7 protein-coding genes are annotated in these 8,628 nt (G+C 39.5%); 6 read left to right on the plus strand and 1 reads right to left on the minus strand.

Translation table 11 applies throughout. The features are described 5' to 3' along the window. The first annotated feature begins 98 nt into the window (after positions 1-98). From mnmA to NFR46_RS08575, 5 genes are all read left to right on the plus strand, one after another. The gene (gene mnmA / locus NFR46_RS08555) at positions 99-1,232 is read left to right on the plus strand and encodes a tRNA 2-thiouridine(34) synthase MnmA (RefSeq protein ID WP_251576496.1); all 1,134 of its coding nucleotides are present in this window, start codon (positions 99-101) and stop codon (positions 1,230-1,232) included. Positions 1,233-1,372: 140 nt separating this feature from the next. Next, entirely contained in the window at positions 1,373-2,029 is a 657-nt protein-coding gene (locus tag NFR46_RS08560; protein WP_251576498.1) for a histidine phosphatase family protein, read from the plus strand. Positions 2,030-2,045: 16 nt separating this feature from the next. Beyond that, the gene (locus NFR46_RS08565; RefSeq protein WP_251576500.1) at positions 2,046-2,738 is read left to right on the plus strand and encodes a tetratricopeptide repeat protein; all 693 of its coding nucleotides are present in this window, start codon (positions 2,046-2,048) and stop codon (positions 2,736-2,738) included. Positions 2,739-2,752: 14 nt separating this feature from the next. After that, positions 2,753-5,242: an SF1B family DNA helicase RecD2 gene (recD2, locus tag NFR46_RS08570; protein ID WP_251576502.1), complete on the plus strand. Its 2,490-nt coding sequence runs from the start codon at positions 2,753-2,755 to the stop codon at positions 5,240-5,242. 73 nt (positions 5,243-5,315) lie between these two features. Further along, positions 5,316-6,287, plus strand: coding sequence for a ribose-phosphate diphosphokinase (locus tag NFR46_RS08575; RefSeq protein WP_251576504.1), 972 nt, complete (start codon positions 5,316-5,318; stop codon positions 6,285-6,287). A gap of 150 nt (positions 6,288-6,437) precedes the next feature. On the opposite strand, the gene NFR46_RS08580 is transcribed toward NFR46_RS08575, so the two are convergent. Then, positions 6,438-6,863: an ArsC/Spx/MgsR family protein gene (locus NFR46_RS08580; RefSeq protein WP_338146935.1), complete on the minus strand. Its 426-nt coding sequence runs from the start codon at positions 6,861-6,863 to the stop codon at positions 6,438-6,440. A gap of 267 nt (positions 6,864-7,130) precedes the next feature. On the opposite strand from NFR46_RS08580, the gene NFR46_RS08585 reads away from it, so the two are divergent. After that, on the plus strand, positions 7,131-8,522 hold the full coding sequence (locus NFR46_RS08585; protein ID WP_251576506.1) for a C40 family peptidase: 1,392 nt from the start codon (positions 7,131-7,133) through the stop codon (positions 8,520-8,522). Positions 8,523-8,628 lie beyond the last annotated feature (106 nt).

Below are 8,628 nucleotides of genomic sequence, written 5' to 3' on the forward strand. Positions count from 1 at the left end.
AGTAATTAGTAAGCTTTGATACAATAGTTCATACTGGTAACATGCGACCTTCTATCGTAGATTGTTCCAGAATCTATTTGAAATGATGGTGATATAAAATGGCCGAAAAGCGCCGTAAGCGAGTTGTTGTAGGAATGAGTGGGGGAGTAGATTCCTCAGTTACCGCGCTATTATTGAAGCGTCAAGGCTATGACGTTATTGGTGTCTTCATGAAAAACTGGGACGACACGGATGAAAATGGTGTTTGTACTGCAACAGAGGATTACCGGGATGTTGCAAAGGTGGCCGCTAAGATTGGGATCCCATATTATTCTGTAAACTTTGAAAAGGAATACTGGGATCGGGTATTTAAATACTTTATTGCTGAATACAAGAAGGGACGGACACCTAACCCTGATGTGGTCTGCAATAAGGAAATTAAGTTTAAGTCCTTTATTGATTACGCAAACCAACTTGGTGCTGACTATGTTGCTACTGGTCACTATGCTGATTTAAGGCGTGATAGCGATGGGCGGATGCACTTAATGCGGGCTAAGGATCAAAATAAGGATCAAACTTACTTCTTAAGTCAATTGGACTACCACCAATTAGATAAGGTCCTTTTCCCGTTAGCTGACTACACTAAACCAGAAATTCGGCAAATTGCTGAAGAGGCAGGTTTGGCAACAGCAAAGAAGAAGGATTCAGTTGGGATCTGCTTCATTGGTGAAGATGGGCACTTCCGTGAATTCTTAAGCCAGTACATTCCAGCCCAACCTGGAAATATGGAAACTGTCGACGGAAAGGTTGTCGGTCAACACATGGGCTTAATGTACTACACTATTGGCCAGCGTCGTGGGCTCGGCCTTGGGGGAAACAAGAAAAGTAATGCCCCATGGTTTGTAATTGGTAAGGATATTAAGAAAAATGTTCTATATGTCGGTCAAGGATACGAAAACGAACACCTTTATGCAACTCACTTGGAAGCAAGTGATATCCATTGGGTTGATGATGTTGTAAGTCGGTATGGTCGTGATTTCCACTGTACTGCAAAGTTCCGTTACCGGCAAAAAGATGTTGGGGTTACAGTTCACCTTTCTGAGGATGGCCAAATGGTAACCGTAACCTTTGATGATCCAGCACGGGCAATTACGCCAGGTCAAGCAGTAGTTTTCTATAATGGTGAAGAATGTCTAGGAAGTGCAATTATTGATCGGGCCTACAATCACGATCACCTTTGCCAATACGTCTAAAAAACATAAGTAAATTAGTACAAATCAGGGAAGTTACCGTTATTAATATATAGACGGTAGACTTCCCTATACATATATTTATAAAAGTTTGAAACATGATGGCGATATTTTGTTAGAATAGAGGAAAAAGGTCGAATAGTATGACTAAAGTTTATTTAATCCGTCACGGAAAAACCCAATGGAATCTTGAATCTCGTTACCAAGGGGCAAATGGCGATTCACCGTTACTTGATCAAAGTTATAAAGAAATCGAAATGCTTGCTGCATCGTTGAAGAATGTTCCGATTAACCATATATATGCAAGCCCATTGAAGCGTGCTCGGGTAACCGCAATGACATTATTACAGCACCTTAACCGGCCGGTCCCACTAACAATTGATAGCCGGTTAAAGGAATTTAATTTGGGAAAAATGGAAGGAATGCACTTTGATGCGGTAGCTCAAAAGTGGCCTGAAGTACTTAAAAACTTCCGTCATCATCCTGATAAGTATGACAGTACAATTGTTGAAAGTGAAAGCTTTGAACAAGTTATTGATCGGATGGGGACAGCAATTAGAGAATTTTGTCGTAATGATCCACATGGGTCAATCTTAATTGTTTCCCATGGAGCAGCCCTGAATGCTAGTATTAATGCATTAGTTGGTACTCCAATGGCCCACCTTAAAGATCGGGGAGGCCTTAGTAACACCTCGACAACTATTTTAACGACTGATGATGCTGAACATTTCGAATTGGAAAAATGGAACGATACATCATATCTGCATAAAACTAGTGTCGATCCAACCGATACAATTTGAGGGAGAGTGAATTTCAATGACTGAACAGCAAACTAACCGTGAAGAACAAAAAAAGCAAACTGAACGTTTAGTCCATAAGTTGATTACTGCAATTGATGAACATCCTGAAAAGGCTAATAATTACTATGATCTTGGTTCATTGCTAACTCGTCTTCAAGACTATGCTCAGGCTGAAGAGCTCTTTATGAAGGCATTAGGAATTTTTGAAGCAAAAAACGATCAGGAAGCCCAAAACCTGTTAAATTATGGCCTCGGAAATTTGTATTATGAAGTCGGGAAGGTTGATCAGGCTATTAAGCTTTATAACAAGATTGATGATAAGAAGTTAAAGGCTGATTCTTACCTGATGCTTGCCCAAAGTTACAGTAAGAAAAAGCAGTATAAGCAAGCAGTTGCCTATGGCTTGACCGCTCATGAATTACGTCCAGAGGATCCAGAAATTAACCAAGCATTAGGGGACGCGTTGTTAGCATTAGGTGAATTTAAGCAAGCAGCTTCATACTATGATGCAATTCTTAAACGTCATCCTGGTCGGGCTGATACACAGTTTAACCGTGGATTGGTGGCAATGGTTCTTGGTGAGCCTTATAAGGACTACCTAAACCAGGCACGGCAGCTTGATCTAGATTACTACACGAAGAGTGAAAAACGGATTGCAGAAATTGAAAAGACTTTGCAAGCAACCCAGAAACCACAAAATGATAAATAATAATTAGAGAAAGGATGACTTTCATAGCAGAAGAAATTAACCTATTTGAGGCGCCAGAAGAGCCATCTTTTTTTATTGGCCAGGTTCAATCAGACATATTTGATAGTCCTGATTCTTTTTATAAGGTTCTTTTGGTATCGGTAGAAGATGCTAACTTTGACTGGAAAGAAAGCGAAATAACGGTTACGGGAAGCTTTGGCGATTTACGTGATGACCAAACATATCGATTTGAGGGGAAACTAGTCGATCACCCGAAATATGGGCGTCAATTTCAGGCTAGTTCATACCATGCCAACCAGCCAACGAGTAAAGAAGGAATCATTAACTTTCTCTCTGGGAAACAGTTTCCTGGAGTGGGAAAAAAGACTGCAGAGAAAATTGTCGATCATTTAGGGATCCAAGCAATTGATAAAATTAATGCTGATCCACATGTCTTGGATAGTCTAAAGCTACGTGAAGCAGTACGTACTAGTCTTGTAGAAAATCTCAATGCTAATCAAGGGATGGATCAAATTATTATTGGATTAAACGATCTTGGCTTTGGGAGTAACCTAAGTAGCGCAATTTTTGACCGGTATGGAGATGAGACTCTCCATGTTATTAGTGAAAATCCCTACCAGCTTGTTCAAGATATTGACGGGATTAGTTTTAAACGTGCAGATCAAGTTGCAATTAAAATGGGGATCCCTTCAGATGATGAGCGGCGAATCTCGGCTGCTATTATTCAATCGATTGATGATTTAACAATGGCAAGTGGGGACACCTATACAAGCGCTAAGCCATTACTTCAGGAGAGTATGCGATTGCTTGCTGAAGGTAGTGGGGAACCAATTTCGACGGATAAAGTAACCCAGCAGATTGTAACGATGGAAAAAGAGGGTGCCATTCAATACGAAGAGAAACGGATTTATCCAGCAAGCCTTTATAAAGCTGAGTGGCAAATTGCTGAAAACTTACACCGCCTTTTCCAGAAACAGGACAATTCAAAAAATGAACAACAAGTTGCAACTATTTTAGAAAAGTTGCCGATTAAGACAGGAATCAAATATGATGATGTTCAAATCGAGGCAATTAAAACCGCGCTGACATCTAAAGTAATGCTTCTTACTGGGGGACCAGGAACAGGGAAAACGACGATTATTAAGGGTGTTGTGGAAGCCTTTGCTGAAATGCATGCTATTGCCCTTGATCCTAATCAATACAAGGAAAAAGCATTTCCAATTTTATTAGCTGCTCCAACGGGGCGTGCGGCAAAGCGCATGAGTGAAGCCACTGACTTACCAGCCAGCACAATTCACCGGTTATTGGGATTAAATGGTCGTGAAATGCCGACTGAGTTAAATGCAAAGGATCTTGAAGGCTCATTATTAATTGTTGATGAAATGTCGATGGTTGATACGTTACTATTTAAAGTCCTGGTTCAGTCGATCCCAACGTCAATGCACGTTATTTTTGTTGGTGATAAGGATCAATTACCGTCAGTTGGTCCTGGTCAAGTATTCCATGACTTGTTGGAGTTTGCTGATTTACCACGGATCGAATTGAAAAAGATTCACCGGCAGGCAGCTGATTCAACAATTATTCCGTTAGCCCATGCCATTCGGGAAGGAAGAATCCCTAGTGATTTGACAGTTAAGATGGCGGATCGATCATTTATTGCGTGTCATTCACAGCAAGTTCCAGGAGTTGTAAAACAAATTATTGAGATGAGCCAAAAACGTGGCTATGACGCAAATGATCTTCAAATTCTTGTTCCAATGTACCGCGGAGCAGCGGGGGTTGATCGTCTTAATGATCTTTCACAGACGGTATATAATCCGGCAACTCCTAGTAAACAGGAAATCGAATTTCGTGGTCAGATTTTCCGGGTTGGTGATAAAGTCCTACAATTAGTTAATAGTCCAGAAAATAACGTTTTTAATGGTGATATTGGACGGATTGTCTCAATTGAAAATGGTAGAACTAAGGGGAAAAAGAATGCGACGATGACAATTGACTTTGACGGGAACGAGGTTAATTATGGTCGGCTGGAATGGTCACAGATTCGGTTAGCTTATAGTATTTCAATTCATAAGTCTCAGGGGAGCCAATTTAAAATTGTGATTTTGCCCCTTGTACACGAATTTGGTCGGATGCTCCAACGCAATCTTTTGTATACTGCAATTACCCGGGCTGCGGATAAATTAATTATGCTTGGTGAGACTTACGCGTTTGTGACTGCGATTAACAACCAGTCTGTTAACCGGCAGACTAGTTTATTGAAACGATTAACAGATGTTTGGAACCACCATGGAGAATTAAAATCACCTCTTGAACAGGGAACTGAAGATCAATTTGAGCTTAATAAAACTAAAGAACATGATCATGAACAACAAGGGTCAGTGAAATTACTCGAAACTGGTAACGTGAAGGAAGCAGTTCTTACGCCCGCCTTAGTTAAAGCAGGGACAATTGATCCAATGATCGGAATGGATGGAATAAGACCAACCGATTTTAAAAAATAGTTCAGCTTGCACCGGATAGAAAAACTTGCGATAATAACAGTGTATTGTTGATTTTATCTTGAGGAGAATAACAATGACTGAAATAAAAGATGCGAAAAATGTTCGCTTATTTGCCCTGAACTCTAACGAACCACTAGCTAAAAGTGTCGCTGATAAAATTGGTTTACCTCTTAGCAAGGCTTCAATTAGTCATTTTGCTGATGGGGAGATCAAAGTGACGATTGATGAAAGTGTTCGTGGTTGCGAAACCTACGTAATTCAATCGGTTTCCGATCCAGTTAATACTAACTTGATGGAATTGTTAATTATGGTTGATGCTTTACGTCGGGCAAGCGCTAAAAAGATTAATGTTGTGATGCCGTATTATGGTTATGCACGGCAAGATCGGAAAGCACGAAGTCGGGAACCAATTACCGCAAAATTAATTGCTAACTTGCTTGAAATGGATAAAATTGATCGTCTAATTACGATTGACTTGCATGCTGCTCAAGTTCAAGGTTTCTTTGATATTCCAGTCGATCATTTACAAGCAACTCAATTATTTGCAAAGTATGTCGAAGAACGGGAACTTGGCGATAATATTGTCGTGGTTTCACCTGATCATGCAGGGGTTAGTTTAGCACGGCGATTTGCAGAAGAAATTAAGGCGCCAATTGCGATTGTTGATAATCGGAATGATGAAGTTCGGGAACGAACTGATCAAGAAGTTCCTGAATATGTTATTGGTGATGTTAAAGATAAGGTCGCAATTATCGTTGATGATATTGTTGATACTGGGGTTCGGATGAACCTCTCTGCACGCGCATTACGGAAACTTGGTGCAAAGAAGATTTATGGAATTGCAACTCATGCTGTCTTATCCGGAAATGCTCCTCAAGTGCTAGAAGAATCACCACTTGAAGAGATGTGGGTTACAGATACAATTAATTTGCCTGCTGAAAAAGAATTTAAGAAGCTTCGTCGTCTTTCTGTTGCCGCACTCTTAAAGGAAGCAATAGTGCGGGTTCACAATCACCAATCAATTCGTGAATTATTTAAGCATTAGAATAAATTAGGGAGACGACTAGTGAGTTCTTAGAGCTAGTGTGTTGTCCTAAAAGGATAAAAAAGAGGTCACCAGTATTCAGACTATTGAATACCGGTGACCTTTTAATATGTATAAGATTATGATAATTGCATAATTAAACCATTTCGATTAGAAAGGAAATGCAAAATGGCTTGTTTGGAGATTTTGTTTCAATAATAAGTCCGCAAGTTCATCCTTACGTTCTTGTTGTGAAATGAAAATGCCCATTTTTTCTTGATCGAAACCTGTTACTAACTTGTTTTCATCACAGATAATTGGATTTTTCAAAACGTGGGGATTCTTCTGAATCGTTCTTACAAGTTGATTAATTGTTAAGTTTTCAGAAGTTAACTTGAGAGCTTTTGTATCTCGAGAACGATTGGAAATTAAGTCAGCAGTTCCGTTAATTGATTTACTCAGCAAGTTAAAAATCTCTGCTTGAGTTAATGGTTGCTTTTCAATATTCCGTTCATTTACAAATAGTCGGTGAGCGGTAAGCAATTTAACTGCTTTTCGTTTTGAAGGATCGTTAGTGTGATAGTATATCCAAATCATGCGATCACTTCCTTCTATAACTATTTTTATTTTATCAATGAAATGAGATCGGCAGTTTGAATTTACTGTCGTCTTTAACAAAACTTAAGCAAAATAACCTTTTTGTAACATTTATCACATTATTTTGCTTTAACGTAAAAATAAAATCTTTAAAAATGTTAAAATTAGTACAAGAATTTCTAAAAAAATGATATGGTTAAAGAGATTTGAATTTAGATACTAAGTAATTAGCAATTATTTTCGTTTATTTTGAGAGGATGTTTCTGTATGGTAAAAAAGGTACATAAGTATAGTTCATCAAAAAGATTAGTTGCTGGGACGGTAGGTGCATTAAGTGTTTTTGCTTTAACTGCCCAAATAAACAATACTGTTGAAGCAAAGGCTAAGAATAATAATGCAGGCACTGAACAACCTGAATCAATGAGTTCTTCAGCAAGTGCTATTCGGAACGATAATCAGTTGTCATTGGCCCCAATGGTATCTTCATCATCTGCAGCTAAGTCAGCTTCAACTGCACATAACCGTACTTATGTGGTTAAGAGTGGTGATACTTTAAGCGAACTAGCTGTTCACTTTAATGTTACCCTTAATGACCTTGTTTCCTGGAACCATATTCAGAATCCAAACCTGATTTACGTTGGTCAACAACTATTAGTTGAAGGAAAGGGTGCTAACTCAGCAACAACCCAGTCAAGTACAGTAAGTACTCAACCTCAATCCTACACTGTAGCAGGAAATGGCACTCAACAGGATCAACCACAGCAAACTGTACCAGCTCAACAAGTTGTTTCACAACAAGTAACGCCTGTATATCAACAAGGGATCTACCAACAAGCAACAGCTGTTAACCCTACTGCAACTGCTTACACGAGTGACGCAAATGCAGCAGCTTATAACTCAGCAGTTGTTAGTCAGCAAGGTTCAACGGTTGCGGTTGCAAGCCAGCAGATCGCTAGCCAACAAGCAGTAGCTGTTAACTCTACGGCAACTGCCTACACAAGTGATGCAAATGCAGCGGCTTATAACTCAGCAGCTGTTACTAGTCAACAAAGTTCAGTGGCTCCTGTCACTAATAACCAACAGACAAGTCAAGCTTCAGCAGTTAATACTAGTCAAAAATTAACCGCAAATAGTAGTACTGCTTCACAACAACCTGCTGTTCAACAAGTGGCATATACCCAGAACCAAACTTCTAACAGTTCAGCTACTGTTCAAACACAATCACAGCCACAACAACAAAGCCAAGTAGCTTCACAACAGCCTCAAACTACCACTCAAAATAACGTTGATTTACATTCAGGTTCAGTGGTAAGTTTGGCAAGCAAGATTGCTAATTCAAATAGCGTTCCATATCAATGGGGTGGTAATTCATTAAGTGGGATGGATTGTTCAGGCTTTGTTCAATATGTATACGCAAACGCTGAAGGTAAGCAATTACCACATAACACCGTTGCAATGGAAAGTTATGTTAACTCAAAGCCAGCTAGTCAAGCTCAATCAGGAGACCTCCTTTTCTGGGGTAACCATGGAAGCACATACCACGTTGGGATTTACATGGGGAATAACCAATATGCTGCTGCCGCTAAGCCGGGAACAAACGTGGCCGTATATAACTTAAGCCCTTATTTTGCACCAAGTTTTGCTGGTACAGTTAAGTAAGATTAATTATAATAGTAAAAAAGAAAGGATATCTGTCAACTGGTATTGATGGATATCGATGCCACTCACATAAATGTGGGTGGTATTTTTTATGCAAAAAGACAAT

It is taken from the genome of Limosilactobacillus agrestimuris, from assembly GCF_943193105.1.
GTDB lineage: Bacteria > Bacillota > Bacilli > Lactobacillales > Lactobacillaceae > Limosilactobacillus > Limosilactobacillus agrestimuris.